Annotated in this window: 22 protein-coding genes; 8 read left to right on the top strand and 14 right to left on the bottom strand. The window is 43.8% G+C overall.

Annotation, left to right across the window (positions count from 1 at the left end):
• Positions 1 to 50: 50 nt before the first annotated feature.
• Complete coding sequence (locus tag AM500_RS09750; protein ID WP_053599037.1) at positions 51 to 242, top strand: YqzH family protein; 192 nt, start codon at positions 51 to 53, stop codon at positions 240 to 242.
• Between the two features lie 93 nt (positions 243 to 335).
• The gene (locus AM500_RS09745) at positions 336 to 1,217 is read left to right on the top strand and encodes a proline iminopeptidase-family hydrolase (protein WP_156319916.1); all 882 of its coding nucleotides are present in this window, start codon (positions 336 to 338) and stop codon (positions 1,215 to 1,217) included.
• A 351-nt stretch (positions 1,218 to 1,568) separates the two neighbouring features.
• Here the strand turns inward: AM500_RS09745 and AM500_RS09740 are convergent, their stop codons facing one another.
• Positions 1,569 to 2,735 carry an IS256 family transposase gene (locus tag AM500_RS09740; RefSeq protein ID WP_053597994.1) on the bottom strand — a complete coding sequence of 389 codons (1,167 nt, stop codon included), beginning with the start codon at positions 2,733 to 2,735 and terminating at the stop codon, positions 1,569 to 1,571.
• Positions 2,736 to 3,066: 331 nt separating this feature from the next.
• On the opposite strand from AM500_RS09740, the gene AM500_RS09735 reads away from it, so the two are divergent.
• Positions 3,067 to 4,098, top strand: a complete 1,032-nt coding sequence (locus AM500_RS09735) for a DUF2332 domain-containing protein (RefSeq protein ID WP_053599035.1) — start codon at positions 3,067 to 3,069, stop codon at positions 4,096 to 4,098.
• A gap of 50 nt (positions 4,099 to 4,148) precedes the next feature.
• On the opposite strand, the gene AM500_RS09730 is transcribed toward AM500_RS09735, so the two are convergent.
• Both AM500_RS09730 and AM500_RS09725 read right to left on the bottom strand, forming a co-directional pair.
• Positions 4,149 to 4,940: an SDR family NAD(P)-dependent oxidoreductase gene (locus tag AM500_RS09730; RefSeq protein WP_442853990.1), complete on the bottom strand. Its 792-nt coding sequence runs from the start codon at positions 4,938 to 4,940 to the stop codon at positions 4,149 to 4,151.
• Positions 4,933 to 5,913 (bottom strand): MBL fold metallo-hydrolase, encoded by a 981-nt coding sequence (locus tag AM500_RS09725; protein ID WP_053599033.1) that lies wholly within the window; start codon positions 5,911 to 5,913, stop codon positions 4,933 to 4,935. The genes AM500_RS09730 and AM500_RS09725 overlap by 8 nt, the downstream gene beginning before the upstream one ends.
• Positions 5,914 to 6,100: 187 nt before the next feature.
• Here AM500_RS09725 and namA point away from each other — a divergent pair, with 187 nt between their 5' ends.
• A complete protein-coding gene (namA, locus tag AM500_RS09720) occupies positions 6,101 to 7,123 on the top strand; it encodes an NADPH dehydrogenase NamA (RefSeq protein WP_053599032.1) in 1,023 nt (340 codons plus the stop codon).
• 247 nt (positions 7,124 to 7,370) lie between these two features.
• On the opposite strand, the gene AM500_RS09715 is transcribed toward namA, so the two are convergent.
• The gene (locus AM500_RS09715; protein WP_053599031.1) at positions 7,371 to 7,652 is read right to left on the bottom strand and encodes a hypothetical protein; all 282 of its coding nucleotides are present in this window, start codon (positions 7,650 to 7,652) and stop codon (positions 7,371 to 7,373) included.
• A gap of 197 nt (positions 7,653 to 7,849) precedes the next feature.
• On the opposite strand from AM500_RS09715, the gene AM500_RS09710 reads away from it, so the two are divergent.
• The gene (locus AM500_RS09710) at positions 7,850 to 8,128 is read left to right on the top strand and encodes a hypothetical protein (RefSeq protein WP_053599030.1); all 279 of its coding nucleotides are present in this window, start codon (positions 7,850 to 7,852) and stop codon (positions 8,126 to 8,128) included.
• 103 nt (positions 8,129 to 8,231) lie between these two features.
• Here AM500_RS09710 and rnz read toward each other — a convergent pair whose 3' ends face one another.
• Positions 8,232 to 9,155: a ribonuclease Z gene (gene rnz / locus AM500_RS09705; RefSeq protein WP_053599029.1), complete on the bottom strand. Its 924-nt coding sequence runs from the start codon at positions 9,153 to 9,155 to the stop codon at positions 8,232 to 8,234.
• A 240-nt stretch (positions 9,156 to 9,395) separates the two neighbouring features.
• On the opposite strand from rnz, the gene zwf reads away from it, so the two are divergent.
• Positions 9,396 to 10,931, top strand: coding sequence for a glucose-6-phosphate dehydrogenase (gene zwf, locus AM500_RS09700; RefSeq protein WP_082347188.1), 1,536 nt, complete (start codon positions 9,396 to 9,398; stop codon positions 10,929 to 10,931).
• Positions 10,932 to 11,156: 225 nt separating this feature from the next.
• Here the strand turns inward: zwf and AM500_RS09695 are convergent, their stop codons facing one another.
• Positions 11,157 to 12,431 carry a DNA polymerase IV gene (locus AM500_RS09695; protein WP_053599028.1) on the bottom strand — a complete coding sequence of 425 codons (1,275 nt, stop codon included), beginning with the start codon at positions 12,429 to 12,431 and terminating at the stop codon, positions 11,157 to 11,159.
• A 169-nt stretch (positions 12,432 to 12,600) separates the two neighbouring features.
• Here AM500_RS09695 and AM500_RS09690 point away from each other — a divergent pair, with 169 nt between their 5' ends.
• On the top strand, positions 12,601 to 13,410 hold the full coding sequence (locus tag AM500_RS09690; protein ID WP_053599027.1) for a hypothetical protein: 810 nt from the start codon (positions 12,601 to 12,603) through the stop codon (positions 13,408 to 13,410).
• Positions 13,411 to 13,512: 102 nt separating this feature from the next.
• Here the strand turns inward: AM500_RS09690 and AM500_RS09685 are convergent, their stop codons facing one another.
• From AM500_RS09685 to mce, 3 genes are all read right to left on the bottom strand, one after another.
• On the bottom strand, positions 13,513 to 14,631 hold the full coding sequence (locus AM500_RS09685) for a M20/M25/M40 family metallo-hydrolase (RefSeq protein WP_053599026.1): 1,119 nt from the start codon (positions 14,629 to 14,631) through the stop codon (positions 13,513 to 13,515).
• Between the two features lie 75 nt (positions 14,632 to 14,706).
• A complete protein-coding gene (locus tag AM500_RS09680) occupies positions 14,707 to 16,257 on the bottom strand; it encodes an acyl-CoA carboxylase subunit beta (protein ID WP_053599025.1) in 1,551 nt (516 codons plus the stop codon).
• Positions 16,257 to 16,670, bottom strand: a complete 414-nt coding sequence (gene mce, locus AM500_RS09675; RefSeq protein WP_053599024.1) for a methylmalonyl-CoA epimerase — start codon at positions 16,668 to 16,670, stop codon at positions 16,257 to 16,259. Before mce ends, AM500_RS09680 begins: the two co-directional genes overlap by 1 nt.
• Before the next feature lie 185 nt (positions 16,671 to 16,855).
• Here mce and prli42 point away from each other — a divergent pair, with 185 nt between their 5' ends.
• On the top strand, positions 16,856 to 16,951 hold the full coding sequence (gene prli42, locus AM500_RS25440) for a stressosome-associated protein Prli42 (protein ID WP_155922268.1): 96 nt from the start codon (positions 16,856 to 16,858) through the stop codon (positions 16,949 to 16,951).
• A gap of 107 nt (positions 16,952 to 17,058) precedes the next feature.
• On the opposite strand, the gene AM500_RS09670 is transcribed toward prli42, so the two are convergent.
• The 5 genes from AM500_RS09670 to AM500_RS09650 form a co-directional block, all read right to left on the bottom strand.
• Positions 17,059 to 17,571: a L,D-transpeptidase gene (locus AM500_RS09670; RefSeq protein WP_053599023.1), complete on the bottom strand. Its 513-nt coding sequence runs from the start codon at positions 17,569 to 17,571 to the stop codon at positions 17,059 to 17,061.
• A gap of 40 nt (positions 17,572 to 17,611) precedes the next feature.
• Positions 17,612 to 18,592, bottom strand: coding sequence for an aromatic acid exporter family protein (locus AM500_RS09665; protein WP_053599022.1), 981 nt, complete (start codon positions 18,590 to 18,592; stop codon positions 17,612 to 17,614).
• A gap of 565 nt (positions 18,593 to 19,157) precedes the next feature.
• The gene (locus tag AM500_RS09660; RefSeq protein ID WP_053599021.1) at positions 19,158 to 19,880 is read right to left on the bottom strand and encodes an amino acid ABC transporter ATP-binding protein; all 723 of its coding nucleotides are present in this window, start codon (positions 19,878 to 19,880) and stop codon (positions 19,158 to 19,160) included.
• A complete protein-coding gene (locus AM500_RS09655; RefSeq protein WP_053599020.1) occupies positions 19,873 to 20,532 on the bottom strand; it encodes an amino acid ABC transporter permease in 660 nt (219 codons plus the stop codon). The genes AM500_RS09660 and AM500_RS09655 overlap by 8 nt, the downstream gene beginning before the upstream one ends.
• Before the next feature lie 144 nt (positions 20,533 to 20,676).
• Positions 20,677 to 21,462 carry a transporter substrate-binding domain-containing protein gene (locus AM500_RS09650; protein ID WP_053599019.1) on the bottom strand — a complete coding sequence of 262 codons (786 nt, stop codon included), beginning with the start codon at positions 21,460 to 21,462 and terminating at the stop codon, positions 20,677 to 20,679.
• Positions 21,463 to 21,552: the final 90 nt, after the last annotated feature.

Genomic DNA, 21,552 nt, shown 5'->3' with positions numbered 1-21,552 from the left:
ATTTCGATGTGTTACAGAAAAGAGCTATAATAGGATTTGAGGTGCTTTGAATGGAAGAAAAACTGGTAAGAAAAATGATTAAAAATTGCCTGAAACAATATTTTGCCGATGAGGCCCGGCCACTTGGTGAACTCGATATTGCTCGCTTATGCGAACAAATTTATAGGCAAAAAGACGCAGATCCCGAGGCTCGTCTGTATGATATCGTCAATGACGTTGTATATGAATTTTTAACTGCCTAAAAACAGTTCCACGGGCGTCCAGAGCTTGTAAAAAAATGCCAGCGGAATTAAAGCGATAAATGAGATAGATATTTATTAAAGGAGGAGAAAATGTTGAAGGTTGAAGAAGGTTTTGTTGGAGTAACTGGCGGCAGGGTATGGTATCGAATTGCGAAAGGCGAGCGGGATGCGGCTCCATTACTGGTGCTGCATGGGGGACCAGGTTCTACAACCTACCCGCTGCAAAGGCTGGACGAGCTTACCAAAGGAGCAGATGGGAGGACAATTATTTATTATGACCAGCTTGGGGCGGGACGGTCACAAGGACCGACTGACAAGTTATTGTGGAACCTCGACCGTTATGTGAAAGAGCTTGGCCAGGTACGCGAGCAACTGGGATTGGAAGAAGTACATATTCTAGGTCATTCCTGGGGAACCACTTTGCTTGCGGCGTATTTGCTTACCAAGCCTTCAGGCGTCAAAAGTGCGATTTTTTCAAGCCCCTGCCTAAGCGCGCCGCAATGGGCAAAGGATCAGGAGCGGCTGCTGAAGCAGCTTCCAGTAGAAACGCAGGAGGCAATCGCCCGATGCGAGGCGGACGGCACAACAGACTCTGAAGAATATAAACAAGCAATGGAAGTGTTTGCGAAAAACTTTGTTTGCCGGATTGAAGTGAGTAAAGAGGAACGTGAAGCCGTTTCACAACTCGCCAATCGTGAGATATACAATACAATGTGGGGACCATCCGAGTTTTGTGTAACCGGCAATCTCAAGGAATTTGACTGCACCCCGAAGCTCCATGAATTGGATGTGCCTTCCCTGTTCCTTTGCGGCCGTTATGATGAGGCCACACCGGAATCAACCAGCTATTTCTCAAGCCTAATACCCGGAGCAAAGTTGCATATCTTTGAGAAAAGCGCCCATTCACCTTATCGGGAGCAGCCAGAAGAATACAGGCAGGTTGTGAAAGAATTTCTTGCTGGGACAGAGAAATAACTAAAGAGGCGCTGGCATTGGCCAGTGCCCTTTTTACATAGGATTTGTTAAATAGGATTTATTGGGAGGATACATGACTGGTGAATAAAAGATGGTCTTCAAGAACCTTTATTGACGACTGCGCACACTATTTTTTATTCGTAGGAACTTCAAGGGCTTATTGACGACCGTGCAGATCATTTTTTACTTGCAGGGTCTTCAAGAACCTTTATTGACGACCGCGCAGATCATTTTTTAGTCAAGTCCACTATCTTGTGTAAATTCCTATACAATGGTATATCAGCTTATTTTATTTTTGGTGGAATGAAGGGGGTACCCCCTTCATTCCACCAAAAATTTCGCGCTTCGCGTCTATTTTTTAAAAAGGATCTTTTTCCTTTCTTGTTCTTCCGTATAGTCAATCAGGATTGCGCCAATCATTCGAAATGCAGATTGGGTATTGGGGAAAATTCGGATTGACCTTTCCCTTCTACGGACTTCCTGATTCAACCGTTCCAGCGAATTTGTACTTCGGATATATGGGTGGTACTTGGCAGGTTCGTTAAGGAACTGAATGGCATCCTCGAAGCCTTCTTCCAATGTTCTCAGTGTACGCTCAAGTTTAGGATTATCCCCAAACCGGTCTATAAATTCATCCTTAAACCGCCTAGCCTCATCCGCCTCAGCTACATCAAAGATCCTCTTAAGCCCGAATTTCACCTCATCCATTTCTTTTTTGGGCAGATTGGTGAAAATGTTTCTTTTGAAATGAACCAGGCAACGTTGCCAGATGGTTCCCACGAACTCTTTAGCTATGGCGGCTTTCAGGCCTTTGTGTGCGTCAGAAATAACTATTTTGGGGGATTGGAGTCCTCTTTCCTGAAGGTGCTGGAAAAAACTCTGCCATGCTTCAAAACTCTCGGAGTGGGCCACTTTTAAGCCTAAGACATCCCGGTGATTGCCTTCATCAATCGCTGTCGCGATATAAACGGCTTTGGAGACCACGCGGTTATGTTCCCTTACCTTGATATACATCGCATCTGCAAAAATATAAGGATAATATTTAGTGTTAAGAGGCCGGCTGGCCCATTGGCTCACCACCGGGTCAAGCATTTCCGTCAGAGAAGAAACGAAGGATTTTGAAACACTCTCCCCGCATAATTGTTTGACAATATGCTTGACCTTTCGGGTGGATACGCCATTTACAACCATTTCAAGCATAGAGAGGATAAACGCCTGGTCGCATCTTGAATACCTTTCAAAAACGGTTGTCGAAAAGTCTCCACCCCGTGTACGGGGCACCTTCAAGGTAACTTTGCCGATACTGAGTAAAAGATCGCGTTCATAATAACCATTTCGGTAGTCGCGGCGAATTGAATTCCGCTCGTAGGCCCCAGCCTGGAGATACTCGTCCCGCTCCTTTTCCATTACGGCATTCAATACAAGGACAATGGACGCTTTCATCACAGTGTCGATGTTGGAAGCCATTACGGCTTCTTTTAAAACGTCGGTATTTAGGTTAAACTGAATTTGGGTCATCATTAATTCCTCCACATTGTTTTCGTCGCTGATAACATTGTTGACAAAAGGAATTAATTTGACCCTTTTTCTTTTTACACAATTATATGGACTTTATCCATTTTTTACTTGCAAGGTCTTCAAGAACCTTTATTGACGACCGTGCAGATCATTTTTTACTCGCAGGGTCTTCAAGAACCTTTATTGACGACCGTGCAGATCATTTTTTACTTGCAGGGTCTTCAAGAACCTCTTTTACGACCGCGCACACCAATTTGATAAAATGCAGCAGATTTCCCAGCGACTATGTATATATTTAGCAGGATAAAAAATAATTTCTCGGGGTGAAACCATGATATCAACAAAGCTGCCTGAAACGTTTAAAGCTTTTGCAGAAAGAGAATGCAAGGGGTCAAGTAAGTTGTATGAAAGTATTTCTTTGAAACTAGCAGAAGACCCATACGTTCTTGAACTATGCTCCCATGCCCCACTAGGCCAGCCCGTTCCAAACCTGCTCTATGGTGCAGTCCATTACCTTCTCCTAAAGGAAAAAGACCATCCTCTGGCAAGGTTTTACGCAAGTATTGATAGCAAGCCACAGTCTCCTGAAGCAGCATTTCCTCACTTTAAGAATTTTTGCGCAGCCCATCGGGAGAAGATTATTGAACTTTTACAAATCAAAATGGTTCAAACCAACGAAGTTAGAAGATGCGGCTATCTCTTCCCGACTTTCAATTATATATATACAAAAACAAACAAGCCTCTTGCATTGATTGAAATTGGCACGAGTGCCGGCTTTCAACTTCTCTGGGATCATTATTCTTATTCCTATAACAAGGGTACAATTTACGGAAGCAGAGAGTCGGAGTTGGTTATTCAGACTGAAGTTATAGGGAAGGGAAAGCCTTTATTTCCGTATAGTCTTCCTCCAGTCCAAGCCCGATATGGTATAGATCTGCATATTAATGATATGAGAAATGAGGAAGACTCGCTTTGGATGAAGGCGCTGATTTGGCCGGAACACCAGACCCGAAGAGAATTATTCGAAAAAGCTGAGCAGTGCATGCAGCAGAATCAGGGAAAAATCACATTCATAGAAGGTAATGGTGTAGACCTGCTGCCCGCTATTGCGGGGGGAATCCCGGATGAGATTACTATCGTTGTCTTTCATACCCATGTAGCCAACCAGATGCCTTATGAAACGAAAATAAAACTGCTTGAAACGATAAAAACAATTGCAGCAAAGAGAGACATCTTTCATCTTTACAACAATATTCGGGATTCATATCTCCGCCTCGATTCCTTTGTTGGGGACATCAACGACCATAAACTCGTTGCCGAAACGGATGGGCATGGAAGATGGTTTAGCTGGAAATTAACCTAAAACAGCAAACACTCGGGGTCTCTTCATTCCCGAGTGTTTTTACAAGAGGATTATTTCTTGTTGAATGCCTTTTTCCCAACCTTCTCAAACAGGCGCGGAAACAAAGTATAAAAAACGCTGCCCATATTCATCCATCCTGGCAGGTTGATTTCACGGACAGGCGACTCCATCGCATCGACAACCCTACTAGCTACATATTCCGGTTTCAGCATCCATCTTTTGACGTTTTTCACATACGTACCACTTTCATCGGCGATGTTGAAGAAATTGGTTTCAATCGGGCCGGGGTTGACAGTGGTGACGTGAACATTATAGTCGGAAAGCTCCATCCGCAAGCTATTCGAGTAGCCCAGAACAGCATGTTTTGTAGCTGAGTAAACACTTGATTTTGGAGTGGCGATCTTTCCCGCCTGGGAGGCAATATTAATGATCTGCCCTTCTCTTCTCTGCCGCATTTTATTCAAAACAGCTCCAGTACAGGCAATCAAGCCGACAACGTTAACATCAAACATGGCCTTGACCTCATCAATAGGGGCTTCATGCGCATGGCGGAACACGCCAAATCCGGCATTATTGACGAGAATATCAATATGGCCAAACTCATTATGTACTAGGTCAAAGACCTCAGCGATGCGCCCGGTATCAGCAACGTCGAGCTTATAGACGAATACTTTGTTCTTATAAGTTGATTCAAGCTCTGCCTTAAGGGCTTCAAGCTTGTCGATACTCCTCGCAAGCAGGGCGAGATTTGCCCCTCTTTCTGCTGCCATCCTTGCTATTTGAGCCCCTATCCCGCCCGAGGCACCTGTTATAACAATATTTTTTCCGGACAAACTACCCACGGCCGACACCCCGTTTGCTTCGATAATACATAACATTCCCGTCATCATACGATTCAATTTCGTCTAATGAAAGCAAATAATCCAGCTGGCCGACTGTTTCTGAGAGAGTCAATCCCAACTCACGTTCAAATGCTTTTGGAAAAAGCTCGCGGCATAGCTCAAATACTGTTTTTGGCCTCTCATTAAGCATTTCTTTCACATGCATGGCACGATCATGCTGGCGCTCAAGCCTTCGGTCAATCAATTGTGGAAGCTTCCTAACTTCCGCCCCATGCCCAGTATAAACAAGGTCAATTGGATAATCACGAAGCTTTTTTAGTGAAACATTGTACTGCAGCTGCGGCTTCGGCCGTTCTCCACCCGCAATGAGCGGAGGCTCAAGTAAGGGATTCGGGGAAATATGGGCCAGGATATGGTCACCGGCGAGCAGTACTCCATCTTCTTCACGGTATAAGGATATATGACTCTGGGCATGTCCGGGAGTTTCAATTACCTTCCAGCCGGCAAGTCCCGGAAGCCTGTCTCCTTCTGAAAGAGTTCGTGTCAATGACCGATGGCAGGAATATTTCAATGATTTCTTCAGTTGTCCCGCCATCCGCAAATACTGTTGTGGGATACCAAATTCCGTAAACAGCCCCAAGTAAAATCGATCGTGCTCCTCCAAAAACTCTTCAGTCCGATTTATCCATCGTTCATTCAAATAATGGCCGAAAACTTCAAGAGAATCAGGAAAATAATCAAGAAGCCCGGCATGGTCCGGATGATCATGAGTCAGGATAACCTGCTCAATATCCTCTGGAGTAAGACCTAGTCCTGCCAATTGAAATTTAAGAGATTCCCAGGCCTCTTCCGTTTTCGGTCCGGCATCAACTAGTGTCAGCCTATCACCTTTTATTAAGTAAATATTTACATCGCCAACCGCAAATGGTGTTGGGAGTGTAATTTTTGCTATTTGATTTTTCCACTCTGCCATAAAAGTCCCTCACAACATTATTTTCAAATATCATACGTCTTAGTTTACCGATTCAGGAAAACCTTGTCATTATTTTCGCCTCTACAGGCAAGGAATATGTCTGAAATGCCCAAGCAATCATTTTTCTAAAATAAACAGACTTTGCTATACTAAAATTGGAAAGAGTTAGAAAGGGAGGCTAAAAATCGTGGCAGCAAGATTATTCACTCCGTTTACTATTAAAGGAGTTACTCTGAAAAACAGGATTGTTATGGCGCCAATGTGCATGTACTCATGCGAGAAAGAAGACGGAATCGTTACAGACTGGCACCGGACCCATTATACTAGCAGGGCTGTAGGACAGGTCGGTTTAATTATTATTGAAGCGACAGCTGTGCAGTCTCAAGGAAGAATATCCCCGAACGACCTGGGAATCTGGAGCGATAAGCATATTGAAGGGTTAAGAGAATTGACCTCTATGGCGAAGGCTCACGGTGCGGCAATGGGAATTCAGCTTGCGCATGCAGGCAGGAAAGCCGTTCTGGAAGAAGATATATACGCGCCATCAGCACTCGCATTTAATGAAAAATATAAAACACCAAAAGAAATGACTAAAAACGATATTAAGGAAACCGTTGAAGCATTTAAAAAAGGTGCGGAGCGGGCAAAACAAGCAGGATTTGATGTAATTGAACTGCATGCTGCACACGGATACTTGATTAACGAGTTCCTATCCCCACTTACAAATAAACGAAAAGACGAATATGGAGGCTCGGCAGAAAACCGTTACCGATTCCTTCGTGAAGTAATTGATGCAGTCAATACCGTTTGGGATGGCCCTTTGTTTGTCAGGATTTCTGCAAAGGACTATCAGGAAGAAGGATTGGTGCCTGAGGATTATATCCAGCTGGCAGAATGGATGAAGAAGCAAGGTGTTGATTTAATTGACACAAGCTCGGGCGGAGTTGTCCCTGCTCATATCAATGTATACCCCGGGTATCAGGTTCCTTTTTCCGAGACAATCCGTAAAGGCGCAGAAATTGCTACTGGTGCGGTTGGGTTAATCACAACTGGAAAACAAGCTGAAGAAATTCTCCAGAATGAACGAGCCGACCTGGTTTTCCTTGCGCGTGAATTATTGCGTGACCCCTACTGGCCGCGCACTGCCGCAAGAGAACTCGGAGAAGAAATCCCGGTGCCCGAACAATATATTCGCGGATGGAAATACTAAATACAAAAGCGCAAGCGCCTTGGTCATCGCCGTACAAACTGGAGGGGCTTTGACTGAGATAAAGGAATCACGAAGAGCGAGGCGATTCGATGATGACTTATCGTAGGGAGGAGACCTGAAGTTTGCGCACGCGTAGGCGCTGGAGCTAGACGTAAACATCCTCGATAAAAAAAGTTATCCACAGTCGAAAGATCTATTTATCTTAACAGCAAAAAGGGCGCATTCCCGCGGGAATGCGCCCTTTTGCTTAATGAAGTATACTCTCTGGTTCAACATCGGTTTTATTTTTTAAATACCGCCCGAAACGACCAAGTGCGACCGCCAGACCCGAGAAAATAATATTAAAGATTATAGCAAATAAAGTGCCTACATCAAACACAAAACTAGCTAATAATCCGGCAAGGGCGCTAGCTGCCAAAATGAAAATAACATGTATTTTAGGAAAGAAATAACTTACCAAACCGCTGGCAAAAAGGACAATCGACCCCATAATTAAACAATAAACACCTATAATGATAATTGCTTCCATTTTGAATCCCCCTGTAGTATGTATAAAATACTACTACCCTACCTGAAAACAATTATTCCGAAAAAGTAGTAAAAATATAAAATCCGGAATGAATAGTCGGTATTTCAGCCCAAGCTATATAAAAAGAGTAGTTCCCAGATTTCGGATAAAAATAAATAAGTCATTACACTTCTCCATGGGAGGGATCTCGTAAATACATGAACTTCCCTATTATATATACAAATATGTGGGATGCGGTCTTTGCTGTTCCCGCAGTCATGATCATTACTCAAACCCTAAAAATATATTTTGGGATACCAAAGTTCATTGTTCCAACAATCGCACTTTGTACCGGACTGGCGTTATCCATTCTCGTCTGCCACAAGCAAAGCTTTATTGCTGCTATTTTTATGGGTTCGTTTTACGGTTATGCAGCCATAGGCAGTTATGCTTCCATAAAGACATCCTGGAGAGCCTACCGCAAAAATAAACGTTAAAGCCGGACATAGTTACGCTCGGTTAGTACGATTTGCAGGCGTGAAGCCAAATGGTTTCTAAACAACAAAAACCCGGCTTTTCCACTTGGATGCCGGGTACTTACTATGGGAGAGGTATATGAATTTCTTTAAAATCCTCAGCAATTTCGGTATTCGCAAAGTAACTTTGTGTCTCTTTTAAGAGCTCTTGGGCCGCATGGCGATCGTAGCGCGAACTAATATGTGTAATGCAGAGTTTCTTCGCATTCGCTTTCACTGCCACATCAGCAGCCTGGGCAGTGGTCGAGTGGAAATAATCATGCGCCATGCCTTCCTCACCGGCTGCATAGGTTGCTTCATGAATAAGGAGGTCTGCATCCCTTGCCAGTTCCACAGCATTTTCACAACGCCGGGTATCGCCCAGGATTGTCACAATTCTTCCTTTCTGTGGCGGGCCAACAAAGCGGGATGGTTCCAACACTGTTCCATCCTCTAAAATGACTTGCTCTCCTGCTTTTATTTTTTTATATAAAGGGCCTGGAGGAATTCCGGCGGCAGCAAGTTTATCGGCAAGCAAAGTCCCTTGCCTGTCAGCTTCTGAAATCCTGTATCCATATGATGCAATCCCGTGGTCAAGAAGCCGCGCTTCTACCCTGAATTGCTGGTCTTCAAAAACGATTCCCTCTTCTAGCTCTGTAATTTTCAAAGGATACTTCAAGTACGTCCCGCTAATTCTCAGGCTTGTCCTGATAAAGGTGTCAATTCCTTTTGGGCCGATCACCTCAACCTCGGAATCGCCGCCCTGGAAAGAACGGCTCGACAATAGACCGGGGAGTCCATAGATATGGTCACCATGCAGATGGGTGATGAATATCTTTTCGATCCGGCGCGGTTTAAGGGAAGTATGAAGAATCTGATGCTGGGTAGCTTCACCACAGTCAAACAGCCAAACAGAGCCCCTCTCTTCCAGAAGTTTGAGAGCCATCGCAGTGACGTTTCTGAGCTTTGCCGGCAGTCCTGCCCCAGTTCCAAGAAACAACAAATCCAACGTTAAAACCTCTTTTCAAAAAATGCAACGCATTATGATTGAACTAAAATTTACTTTACTATACCATACTTAACGCTTCCTGCATCAATCATACCAATGGTTTTATTCTCGAATGGAAATACGCTGGAGGTCTATCAGGCTTTTCCGGCTTTTTTAAACCTGGTACATGGATTGCATTACATTTGCGAAATCTAGAAGAAACAGCTAAACTTAAATATTTGTAGAGACGTTTAAGCATCCATGGAAATTTTTCACGAAAAGGAGTCCTTATCCTTGGCAGAAAACAAAGAACAAGCATCCTTAATTATGATATTCGGGGCAACCGGGGACCTTGCAAAGCGCAAGCTATTTCCTTCGCTCTACAGGCTTTTTAAAAAAGGGCTGCTTTCCGAAAGGTTTGCAGTTATAGGTGTTGCCAGAAGGCAGTTGACAAATGAACAGTTTCAGGAAAACGTGAAGTATTCGGTCAGCGAAGCTATGGAAGCCAGCGATAATCTGGACGAATTTGCATCTCATTTTACATACCATTCTCACGATGTAACTGATTCAGGGTCATATGCCGTCCTTAAGCAACTGGCAGAAGAAATGGACAGCAAGTACGGACTCGCCGGCAACCGGATCTTTTATCTGGCAATGGCACCTGAATTTTTCGGTCCAATTGCACTCCATCTAAAATCGGATGGCTTAACAGATGTTTCAGGCTTTAAACGGCTGGTTATCGAGAAGCCGTTTGGCCATGACCTTCAATCTGCAATTGAATTGAATGAGCAAATCCGTACTGCATTCGATGAGCACGAAGTTTACCGGATTGACCATTATCTCGGAAAGCAAATGGTTCAGAACATCGAAGTAATCCGGTTTGCCAACGCAATGTTCGAACCGCTCTGGAACAATCGTTATATTTCAAATATCCAGATAACATCCAGTGAAACACTTGGTGTCGAAGAACGCGGGCGCTATTACGAAACAAGCGGCGCTCTTAGGGATATGGTACAAAACCATATGCTTCAGATGGTTGCACTGCTGGCAATGGAGCCGCCTATAAAACTGACGACCGATGAAATCCGCTCAGAGAAAATCCGGGTTTTCCGGTCGCTGAGAACAATAGAAGGCGATGAAATCCAGAATTACTTTGTCCGCGGCCAATATGATGCTGGCTTCATCAATGATGAAAAAGTTCCTGCTTACAGGGACGAGCCGATGGTCGACAAACAATCTAATACGGAAACCTATGTAGCAGGCAAGCTGATGATAGATAACTTCCGCTGGGCAGGAGTTCCTTTTTACATTCGAACAGGTAAAAGGCTTGGCGCCAAGTCAACGAAGATCGTCATCCAGTTCAAAGATATCCCAATGAACCTTTATTACCAGCCGGACAAGCCTCTCAACCCAAATCTGCTTGTTATTCACATTCAGCCTGAAGAAGGAATTACCCTTCACTTGAACGCCAAGAAGGCAGGCCAGGGCATGGATGCAACAAAAGTAAAATTGAGCTTTGCCAATAATGGTGTGAACGAAATAAATACACCTGAAGCATATGAGCTACTCTTGTACGATTGCCTGCGCGGAGATGCAACTAACTTCACTCACTGGGATGAAGTTGCCCTCTCCTGGGCCTTTGTCGATAAGATATCGGAAGTTTGGGAAAAGACGAAAGATGAAAGCTTCCCGAATTATGAAGCCGGCTCTAGGGGGCCAAAGGCTGCCGAAGAACTTCTTGAAAAAGATGGATTTTCATGGTGGCGTGTCCGTGACTTACAAGTTGATAAATGTTAGATTCCTAAACGTGGAGGAAAACCGGGTAGGTGCGTTATAAACCTTAAAAACTGTTCCGTAAATAGTAAAAAGTGGTCCATAAATAGTAAAAAGTGATCCATAAAACTCGGAAAGTCTTTATAAAACGCAAAAAGTGCGCATAAAAGTTCCCATCCAGTTCGCGCAATAAAGTTTTCCAAATCAGCATACTAAATGCCGCTCTGTATTTCAGGGCGGCATTTATTTTTATTTATTATCATCCTGTCCAGGCTTAAAACCCCGAAGAAAATCTTTATTAAAACTTGTTTGGGTTCCCTTGTTGGCATCGAGATCGGCTTTGCTTCCGGCATTGGTAATTATGTTTTTTCCATATTTGTCCTTCAATTCAGAAAGAGTCTTGAATAATGGCTCCTTCCTTGCTTCTTTTTCATAAGAAAATAAATCCAGTTGGGTTACAATACCATCGATATCTGCCAAATCTGAACCTGTAATCCCCAGCAGCCTGACCGGGTTGCCGTTCCAATTGCTCATAAAAAGCTGCTTGGCCAGCTGCAGGATATCTTCCTTAGAGCTGACAGGGTTCCTTAGTTTACGGCCGCGATTTATCGTTTTGCGGTCCTTGTACCGAATCGTGATTGCCAAAGAATTAGCAACAACCTTCTTTCGTTTTAGTCGTGTTGCCACTTTATCGGCCAGCCCTTCAAATACCTTGAACAACTCGTGCTGATTGGTCATATCCCTCGGAAGGGTCGTGGAATTCCCTATACTTTTAAAATCCGAAACAGAATCTGGGTCAACCGGGCGAGCATCAATTCCATTGGCTCTATCCTTTAGTCTGGTCCCATTTATTCCAAGCAGCATCTTCAATTGTATGTCATTACCGCCAGCGAGATCCCCAATTGTTTGTATGCCAATTCCGTTCAATTTCTCTGCAGTTTTTGCCCCAATGCCGTGCATGTCCCCTACAGGGCGAGGCCACAGAACGGCAGGAATATCCCGCTTTCTTAGAACTGTAATCCCGAGCGGTTTTTTCATATCGGAAGCTGTTTTGGCAAGGAATTTATTTGGCGCTACCCCGATGCTGCATGGCAGATCGAGCTGTGCCATGATTCGTTTCTGGATGCTGTGGGCTATTTCGAGTGGGCTGCCCAGCTCATGGCTTCCTGTAATATCCAAATATCCTTCATCGATTGAGACAGGTTCAACCAGTTCGGTGAATTGGGCAAGTATCTCGAACATGGCAGTCGATGCAGTCCTGTATCGATCAAAATTCGGTCTCATCACAATCAATTGCGGGCAAATCTTTTTGGCTTCCCAGAGTGGCATTGTTGTCTTGATTCCCATTTTCCGTGCTTCATAGCTGCAGGTGACAATAATGCCTCGCCTTTCTTCAGGATTTCCAGCGATGGCAAGCGGCTTCCCCTTCAAAGACGGATCATGCGCCATTTCAACCGATGCATAAAAGCTATTCATATCCACATGTAAAATAACCCGTCCCTTTTTCGGGTACATTTCCCTCACTGCCAACACCTCCAATTACCTATTAGTTTAGCAAAAAAAGCGAACACCTGCACGAGTCACCTAATGGGTGTGACCCGGAGCCCATTTAGTTTCATTTATGCAACTTGGTATTGTGGACCACGTCTAATTAAAGAAAGCTTCATATTTCAGCAAGGAAGTGGATAGGTATATGAGAAAGATTTGTTTAGTCATACTCACTATTTTTCTTTTAGCAGGCTGCAGTTATTGGAATAGTTCCAAGCCGAACAAAGAATCGGGAGGATCCCAAAAACCAACAGAACAGACAGACGGAGGAACGGAAACATCAGGGGATAATGAAGAAATTGATGGAGAAAAAGAAAAACCTGTTAGCAATGATTCCGGTAATGGACCAGGAGGTAAACCAGGAACTGGTACAGATGGAAGTTCTGGTGGCAAACCCACAGGCGAGGGTGCAAACGGAGAAAATGGAGGGTCTATTGAGACTGGAAGTTACTTTCCTGAAGGCAATAAGATCAAAACATTCAAAGGAACTGGAAATGAATTTGCTTCTGAAGTGGAGCATGTTTTCACCAATGAGGGAAAATACATTGCAACCGTAACAGATAATGGCGGGACGAGGATGCTTAGGCTATACAGTCTTGGTAAAAAGGGAATCTCGATTGTTTACGAGGAGCCAGAATATTATTCGGAGGATGCCCCGGCAATTGAAAATTACAAAGCAGCATTTAAAGAACAGCTTGTTTTGCCAAATCCAATCAAACTGAAGCAAAGCTTTGATGGATGGGTGGTTAAGGAAATTGACGCGACAGTTTCTGTTCCATACGGAAAGATTAGCAAGGTCATCGTGCTTGAGAAGATCGGGACAGATGGAAGCATTGTCGAGAATTACTGGGCACCACGGCTTGGGATTGTAAGAAAGACGTTTTATTTAAAGGACTCAACTGGGAATGAAATGAGTGTAACGACTGAACTTGAAAAGATTGAAAACCTGCCTTAAAGATAAAGGAAAGGGAACCCGCTTGGGCTCCCTTTTATCTTTTCATTATTTTTTAAAAAGTCAATTCAACAACCTTTTAGACGAACTCAATTTAAAAGTTTCTTACTTCGCAACTTCCTCAACAATGGCAAGGGTCATTTCAGCCAGTTTGCCAAGCTCTTCAACCGGCATCCGTTCGTTTGTTGTATGGATATCCTCATAGCCAACTGCCAGGTTGACGGTCGGTATTCCGAATCCAGCTATTACGTTGGCATCACTGCCCCCGCCGCTTTGCTGGAGTTCACAGCTGCGGCCAATTTTTGCTGCTGCTTTCCTGGCTACTTCGACAACATGGTCACCTTCACCGAATTTGAAGCCAGGATACATGACCGTAACATTCACTTCGGCTCTGCCGCCCATTTCTGATGCGACCGATTCAAAGGCTTCTTTCATTTTCGCTGCCTGTGCTTCCATTTTATCTGCCACAAGGGATCGTGCTTCAGCCAAAATATCAACACGGTCAGCAACAATGTTCGTAGCCTGGCCGCCGGCAAACCGCCCGATATTTGCTGTGGTTTCACTGTCAATCCTGCCCAAAGGCATCCTGGCAATGGCTTTCGCAGCAATTGTAATAGCAGAGACACCCTTTTCAGGTGCGACACCTGCATGTGCAGTCTTCCCATAAACAACTGCTTCAATCCGGGCCTGTGTAGGCGCGGCAACAACGACATTGCCGACGAGGCCATCGCTATCAAGTGCGTAACCGTATTTAGCGGTGATTTTTGAAGGATCTAAAGCTTTGGCACCCATAAGGCCAGATTCTTCGCCAACTGTAATAATGAATTGTATTTCCCCATGCGGAATGTTCTGCTCCTTCAGGACACGAATCAATTCGAACATCGCTGCAAGCCCAGCCTTGTCGTCTGCACCGAGAATGGTTGTGCCATCTGTAACAACATATCCATTCTTGATGGAAGGCTTCACGCCATTCCCAGGAGTCACTGTGTCCATATGGCTGGTGAAGTAAATTGAATCAACCCCATCCTTCGTTGCAGGAAGCGTACAAATCAGATTGCCCGCACCATGCCCTGTAACGGCCGTAGTATCATCTTCAAAAACATCGAGACCGAGCTCGGTAAATTTTTTCTTTAGGACTTCTGCAATTTTTGCTTCAAATTTTGTTTCTGAATCGATTTGAACAAGTTCCAGGAACTCATTCAATAAGCGCTCATGGTTAATCATCCGTAAAACCTCCGTCTGGTTATGTACTCACCATTTCAGTATACTCTTGTGAAACTCGAGCTTCAACCAATGGGGTTAGAGCGGAATATTTCCATGCTTTTTATGTGGCCGTTCCTCATGTTTATTCCTTAGCATATCCAATGCCTGTATTAGCTTTATCCTGGTTTCCCGCGGATCGATGACATCATCGACCATTCCCCGGGCTGCAGCCACATAAGGGTTGGCAAACTGCTGCCGGTATTCCTCAATCTTCTGCTGACGAACCTTCTCTGGTTCAGGCGAGCTTTGGATTTCTTTAGCAAAAATGATATTCGCTGCTCCCTGCGGTCCCATTACGGCAATCTCTGCGTTGGGCCATGAAAAAACAAGATCGGCGCCAATTGATTTACTGTTCAGCGCCACATATGCGCCGCCGTATGCCTTTCGTAATATAACCGTCAACTTCGGTACGGTCGCTTCGGAATAAGCATAAAGAATTTTAGCTCCATGGCGGATAATGCCGCCATGTTCCTGTTTAATCCCCGGAAAGAAACCGGTTACATCTTCGAATGTTATGATTGGTATATTAAAAGAATCACAGAAACGAATAAAACGGGAGGCTTTATCGGAAGAATCAATATCAAGGCTGCCGGCCATTACCTTTGGCTGATTGGCAACCAGCCCTACCGGTTCACCCTTGATTCTCGCTAGGCCAACCACAATATTCCTTGCAAAATCCTTGTGAATCTCCATAAAACTATTCTTGTCAGCAACCTGCTCGATTACAATCCGAACATCATATGGCCTGATAGGATCAAAAGGTATACAATCCACCAGGTCAGCCCTATAATCGTCTTCATCAGCAACAGTTACTACCGGAGGCCGTTCTTTTGAATTTTGCGGGAGATAGCTTAATAGCCTTCTGACCGAAGCCAGAACCTCTTCTTCTGTCTCTCCTCTAAAATGGGCATTTCCAGAAATCGAATTATGAACCTTGGCACCGCCGAGATCATCAGAAGAAATTTTTTCTCCGGTCACCGTTTCAATCACTTTTGGTCCTGTAATAAACATTTGGCTCGTACCCTCAACCATGAACACAAAATCCGTGATAGCGGGTGAATAAACAGCGCCCCCGGCACACGGCCCCATAATGACTGAAATTTGCGGAATAACGCCTGAATAAATGGCATTTCGATAAAAGATTTGTCCGTAGCCATCAAGTGATACTACGCCCTCTTGAATTCTTGCCCCGCCGGAGTCGTTCAACCCAATAACCGGTGCTCCGCTATTTGCAGCCATGTCCATCAGCTTGGCAATTTTATGGGCATGCATTTCCCCAAGGGCACCGCCGAACACAGTGAAGTCCTGCGAAAAAACATAGACTGCCCGGCCATTTATTTTGCCGTAGCCGGTTACAACCCCATCGCCTGGCCCTTTCTGCTGGTCCATCCCAAAGTATGTAATCCTGTGTTCAATAAAAGGATTCAATTCAACAAAGGTACCTTCGTCTACAAGAAGAGAAATTCTCTCACGCGCTGTCAGTTTCCCCTTTGCATGCTGCCGCGCAATTTTCTCATCACCGCCGCCCATTTCAATTTCACGGCGCTTATCATACAATTCATTAATCTTTTCAAATATATCCGGCATTACTTCTCCATCCCCTTCTTCTCGCAAAACTCGTATAATATCCCACCCGTATCTTTTGGGTGCATGAACGCAACCATTGCTCCATGTGCTCCCTGCTTCGGCTCATCATTAAGCATCCTGATGCCGGTTTCCTTCATATCGTTAATCCGATCCTGAATCGATTTAACCCCCAGTGCGACATGATGGATTCCTTCTCCACGCTTTTCGATATGTTTTGCAATAGGGCTGTCCTCGGACGTTGGTTCAAGCAGTTCCAGCTTTGTTCCTCCCGCGTCAAGAAATGCGACAATCACCTTTTGGCTTTCCACTTCCTCAATCCCCAGGAGAGGGAGCTTTAAGGTATTCGTATAAAATGGAAGTGCCTCTTCAAGTGATTTAACGGCGATCCCAATATGGTCCACTTTTTCAATCATAAATATCCCCCCATGTATAAACTGCCAGTTCCACTAATAAGTGAAACTGAATTCCTCCCAAAAATTCGACAATTACTGTATTCTCTACAAAGTGTCATAAATCCTTCCTAATTTGAAAGGTTGTTAGTTGTCCGGTTTCACGTTAAAATAGAATTATCCCATACCATTAAAGGGAGGAAACCAAGATGAATAGTCGTAAAACGAGGAAGGTAATTGTTTATTTAATGCTTTTTGCTATGCTGGCCTCAACACTCCTAATGGGATTGTCTACTTTCCTATAAGGAGCTACTATAGCAAAAGGGACTGTCCGCAAAATTTGGACAGTCCCTTTTCTTTGTTATATTGAAATTTGCACTATTCTCCTGTCAAAGGTAAATTTGTGCTTTTGTTATTGTATCGCCCCGTATTCGATACCCAGTTCAGTGAACGGCCTGTCGGTTGAAGTGATTAAAACTTTCGTGCCCAGTGGGATGAAAGGATAAAGCGATTCAATTCCTTCGTTTTGCAGGCGGATACATCCGTTTGATACATATTTCCCAATTGAAGCCGGATCATTGGTTCCATGCAGGCCGTATACCCGGCCATCGGTCGCCTTGGCATCAAAGCCAATCCATCTTGAACCTAAAGGATTGTCAGGATGGCCGCCGGGTATATTCTTTTTTCTGTAATAAGGCTGTGCCGCTTTTACTGTTACGGTAAAAACACCCTCCGGAGTCAGCTCCTCGCTTTTGCCGGTTGCCACGGATAGCACAGTCTGAACCCTGTTCTCATCAATAAACGCCATCTCGTTTGTTTTTTTATTGATAATAATAAATGTATCCCCAGGAAGCGGATTTGGCCCTAAAGGCCAAATAGGATAAACGAAAAGAACGGTAAGCAACGCAGCCAGCATTTGAGCCATTCATACCACCCTTTACTTTTTCCCCTAGTTTGTGCCAAACCTACTGTGGCAATACTTTCTTTCTTGGTTGCTTCAAGCCTTTGAACGAACTCTTTATCAAGAGATACTGTTCCAACTCATTGAGCATTTGGAACAAGCTGGCCCTTGCTTCAAACTCATCACGGGTCCTCGGGAGTTCCATTTCCTCAAACTCCCGCCTCATGAGCCTCATTTTATCGAGATAAATGTATGCCGTATTCCCCGGATGAATATTTTCACACAGCTCCTCTATAAATTCAGCCATTATTCTTGCCTGTTGAACATCCTTGGGCAAGGAAGCTGCGATAGGCAGTATCCTCTCTATGATTTCAAACTGTTTTTCCCTCATAGTGAAATAATGATAATATAAATTTTCTTCTCTGGCCAAATGATTCTCGACATCACGAAAGGCAAGTGATTTAGCCTCGTTAAGAAGCTTGGAAGTATCAGTCACCTCTCGTCCATCCCAAATGGTATCATTTGTCCTTAAGTATTCTGCCATCTCCAAAAATATCTTTCTGAAGTTCCCTTCAATTTTACTACTATATTCATAAAGCTTAGTCTCTAGGCTTGGCATATACAAATTCATCAATAAAGCCACACCTATTCCGACAATAATTATAATAAGTTCATTCAGGAAAATTTCTTTAGAAACTTCACCTGCTGCGTAAATATGTAAGATAATGACTGACGAAGTGACAATACCATCTTTTGCTTTAAGCATCACCACTGTTGGTATGAAAAAGAACAGCATCAGCCCAATCACTAGTGGATGATAGGCGATAACTTCGAAAAATATCGCTGAAAACGGCATTCCAAGTAAGCATGCAAGAAATCGATCCCATGACGCTCTTAAAGACTTTCGCTTTGTCGGTTTAATACAAAGGATGGTCAGTATTCCAGCAGAAGCATAATTCTCTACCCCAAACATCTGGGCTATAATTATCGCGGCAGCCGTACCGACCGCAGTCTTCATCGTCCGGTAGCCAATTCTGTATTTCATACAATCACACTCCATGGGTCTTCAATCATAAAGCCTTGCCAAATTTCACTTCTATAGCAAATATGTAAATCCACTTGATTACAATAAGGATGGAATAATTATAAGTGTTATGAATTAATTTTAACCTCTTCTTTTCCTAAAAATATCATTGATGAACAGAATGAATGACATTTCAGCTTTTCCAACACCTTCAATTGTCATTCATATGCCAGATGAGTGACATCTCACTTTCTCCAACGCCTCAAGTTGTCATTCATATGCCAGATGAGTGACATTTCACCTTCTCCCACGTCTCAAGTTGTCATTCATATTCGGTAAAATTGACACTTCGCCGGGTCACCCAGCTTACCTCATTACTATCAACTTCATTATGAATATCAAACTGGATCCTACTATACATAATTAACCAGAAAGACGGTGGAGCGTGGTGAAATAGAGCCTTATATTAAACAATCCCATGTAATGAGTATACATCCAATACGATGGCATACGTAATCACGAAGCTCCGACTCTACAATAACAAAGAAAAGATGATCATCCGACCATCTTTTCCATGATAACTCTATTAAAGCATTTTTTGCAAAAACTCCTGGGCGCGGCTGCTTTTTGGGTTCGAAAAGAATTGTTCTGGCGGTGCATCCTCGACAAGAACACCACCATCCAAGAACAAGACTCTGTCCGCTACTTCGCGTGCAAACCCCATCTCGTGTGTAACAATCGCCATCGTCATCCCGGTGTGGGCGAGCGATTTCATAACATCCAGAACCTCTTTAACCATTTCAGGGTCAAGTGCAGACGTCGGTTCATCGAACAGCATCACAGTGGGCTGCATCGCCAGCGCCCTTGCAATCGCTACACGCTGCTTTTGCCCGCCTGACAGTCTGCCTGGATATTCGCTAGCCTTATCGGATAATCCAACTCTTTCTAAAAGCTCATATCCAATTTTTTCTGCCTCTGCTTTTGAAAGACCTTTCACCTTCATAGGTGCATACGTCAAATTTTGAAGGACAGTTTTATGTGGAAACAGGTAAAAGTGTTGAAAAACCATCCCGACATTCTCACGTACTTTCATAATATTGGTTTTCTTATCTGTAATTTCATGTTCGCCAATCCAGATACGGCCGCTTGTTGGAGTTTCAAGCATGTTCATGCAGCGAAGGAACGTTGACTTACCCGAACCTGATGGACCAATGATCGCAACTACCTCTCTCTCTGCAATTTCAGTTGTGATCCCCTTCAATACTTCGAGCTTTCCAAAGTTTTTACGCAATTCACTAACTTTAATCACTGCGTCTCATCCTCCTTTCAACACCCTTTCCAAGGAAGGTCAATGTAATGACCATTAGATAATAAATTAAGCCGGCAAAAAGAAGCGGTTCAAGGTAGGCATAATATTCGGCCCCTACCTGGTAAGACCTCCGCATAATATCCGCGACGCCAATGGTCGTTACAATGGCTGATTCTTTTGTCAGCGTAATGAATTCATTCATTAGAGCTGGGAGTATATTTTTCATAGCCTGCGGCAGGATGATGTCAAGCATCATTGGGCGGGACGGAACGCCCAGTGCCATAGCGGCTTCCCTCTGCCCTTTGTCAACCGCAAGAATGCCGGCCCTGATAATTTCGGAAATGTAAGCACCTGAGTTCAATCCAAAAGACAGGATCGCAGCAACGTGCATATCAATTTGATAGCCCAGTAATTGCGGAGAACCGAAATAAATAATCATCAGCTGCAGCACAAGTGGCGTTCCCCTGAACACACTTGTATAAGCATCCGCGAACCAGGCAAGCGGCTTAATATTACTAATTTTGAAAATCGAAAGGATAATACCAAGAATAAATCCTAAAATACCTGCAACAAGAACGATACCTAATGTTACCCAAATCCCTTCCAGTATATATGGCAAGGAAGGGACGATTTGTGCGAAATCCAGTCCCACTTAAAAATCATTCCTCTCTATATAATGTGAACCTTCCATCAGTGGGGGTTATTCATCCCCCACTGATGGTTAGTCGCGCAGCGTGGGGTCAACTGTAAAAACGTCCAGAAAGGCGATGCCTTCTGAACGTTTCAATTTTCCCCTCTATTCTTCCCCGCCAAACCATTTAACAACCAATTTATCGAGTTCGCCGTTTTCCTTCATTTTTTTCAGTTCGGCATTGAACTTATCAGTCAATTCGCTGTCCTTCGCAAATGCAATCGCAGAACCTGCTTCTTCTGGATTTTCGGAAATTGTAAATCCTGAGAAACCTTCTTCGTTTTCAATGAAACCTTTAGCGACTGTATCTTCAATAATTGCTGCGTCAAACCTTCCAGATTTAATTTCTTGGATTAAATCAGGGATTCTATTACGGTCTTCAATTTTGAAATCTACTTCTTTTTGAAGTTCCTTTGCTTTATCGCTCTGGATCGATCCGAGCTGGACACCAACAGTCTTGCCTTCAAGATCTTCAAGTTTTTTAATGCTGCTGTCCTTAGTCACAATCAAATGGGAAGCGGTATAGTAGATATCAGAAAAATCAACATTCTTCTTCCGTTTTTCAGTTGGTGTCATACCTGCAAGGACTAGGTCTGCTTGTCCTGATTTCAGCGCCTGAACAAGACTATTGAAGTCCATATCTTTTACCTCGATTTCATAGCCAAGCTTTTCACCAAGTGCTTTTGCCAAATCAACATCAAAACCGATGATTTCATCACTTTTTTTTGTATCAATATATTCAAATGGCGGGTAATCAGCTGAGGTAGCCATCGTAAGTGTTTTCTTTTCCTCTGCTCCGCCTCCATTTGTGTTATCTTCACTGGAACCACATGCCGCTAAAATGCCGATAACAAGAGCCATAGCCAAAAATAGAACTAAACCTTTTTTCATTATAATTTCCTCCCTTTATTTTTCAGAATAATCGATAAACTTTTACCCATTACAGACAAGCTCGAATCCTTTCCAATCAAGTAAGAATGG

The sequence above is a fragment of the Bacillus sp. FJAT-18017 genome (genome assembly GCF_001278805.1).
In the GTDB taxonomy this organism is placed as follows: Bacteria; Bacillota; Bacilli; order Bacillales; family Cytobacillaceae; genus Bacillus_D.
Note: the sequence above shows the minus strand (reverse complement) of the source record. Positions and strands in the feature narration are given on the sequence as shown.

Coding starts and splice junctions, on each gene's coding strand:
- AM500_RS09750 (WP_053599037.1), top strand. CDS start 51: ATGGAAGAAAAACTGGTAAGAAAAATGATTAAAAATTGCCTGAAACAA.
- AM500_RS09740 (WP_053597994.1), bottom strand. CDS start 2,735: ATGACCCAAATTCAGTTTAACCTAAATACCGACGTTTTAAAAGAAGCC.
- AM500_RS09735 (WP_053599035.1), top strand. CDS start 3,067: ATGATATCAACAAAGCTGCCTGAAACGTTTAAAGCTTTTGCAGAAAGA.
- AM500_RS09725 (WP_053599033.1), bottom strand. CDS start 5,913: ATGGCAGAGTGGAAAAATCAAATAGCAAAAATTACACTCCCAACACCA.
- AM500_RS09715 (WP_053599031.1), bottom strand. CDS start 7,652: ATGGAAGCAATTATCATTATAGGTGTTTATTGTTTAATTATGGGGTCG.
- AM500_RS09710 (WP_053599030.1), top strand. CDS start 7,850: ATGAACTTCCCTATTATATATACAAATATGTGGGATGCGGTCTTTGCT.
- zwf (WP_082347188.1), top strand. CDS start 9,396: ATGGAAATTTTTCACGAAAAGGAGTCCTTATCCTTGGCAGAAAACAAA.
- AM500_RS09690 (WP_053599027.1), top strand. CDS start 12,601: ATGAGAAAGATTTGTTTAGTCATACTCACTATTTTTCTTTTAGCAGGC.
- AM500_RS09685 (WP_053599026.1), bottom strand. CDS start 14,631: ATGATTAACCATGAGCGCTTATTGAATGAGTTCCTGGAACTTGTTCAA.
- AM500_RS09680 (WP_053599025.1), bottom strand. CDS start 16,257: ATGCCGGATATATTTGAAAAGATTAATGAATTGTATGATAAGCGCCGT.
- mce (WP_053599024.1), bottom strand. CDS start 16,670: ATGATTGAAAAAGTGGACCATATTGGGATCGCCGTTAAATCACTTGAA.
- prli42 (WP_155922268.1), top strand. CDS start 16,856: ATGAATAGTCGTAAAACGAGGAAGGTAATTGTTTATTTAATGCTTTTT.
- AM500_RS09670 (WP_053599023.1), bottom strand. CDS start 17,571: ATGGCTCAAATGCTGGCTGCGTTGCTTACCGTTCTTTTCGTTTATCCT.
- AM500_RS09665 (WP_053599022.1), bottom strand. CDS start 18,592: ATGAAATACAGAATTGGCTACCGGACGATGAAGACTGCGGTCGGTACG.
- AM500_RS09650 (WP_053599019.1), bottom strand. CDS start 21,462: ATGAAAAAAGGTTTAGTTCTATTTTTGGCTATGGCTCTTGTTATCGGC.